1 protein-coding gene is annotated in these 597 nt (G+C 72.5%); it reads left to right on the forward strand.

Going from position 1 to position 597, the window contains the following annotated elements:
- Window positions 1–597 (forward strand): DNA translocase FtsK (locus AC5L38_RS44355; RefSeq protein ID WP_495248849.1); only part of this gene is annotated, 597 nt, incomplete at both ends.

The raw sequence follows: 597 nt of genomic DNA on the forward strand, positions 1-597 counted from the left end.
CCGTGGTGCGCATCACCCAGCTGGCCCGCGCCGCCGGCATCCACCTCGTCCTGGCCACCCAGCGCCCCAGCGTCGACGTCGTCACCGGCCTGATCAAGGCCAACGTGCCCTCCCGGCTCGCCTTCGCCACCGCCTCCCTGGCCGACTCCCGCGTCATCCTCGACGCCCCGGGCGCCGAGAAGCTCATCGGCCAAGGCGACGCGCTGTTCGCCCCGATGGGCTCCAGCAGCCCGGCCCGGCTGCAGGCCGCGTTCGTCTCCGAGAAAGAGATCGCCGCGATCGTGTCGCACTGCCGCAAGCACGCGGCCGCCGACCAGATCGCCGACCTCACCACCCCGGCGCCGACCACGGACGGCGACGACGTCGGCGAGGACCTGGAGCTGCTGCTCAAAGCCGCCGAACTGGTCGTGACCACCCAGTTCGGCTCCACCTCCATGCTGCAGCGCAAGCTGCGCGTCGACGTCGCCAAGGCCGGCCACCTGATGGACCTGCTCCAGGCCCGCGAGGTCGTCGGCCCCGCCGACGGCAGCAAGGCCCGCGACGTCCACATCACCCCCAGCGAGCTGGACGAGCTGCTGGACGAGCTGCGCACCGCCA

This window comes from Streptosporangium nanhuense, from assembly GCF_059358815.1.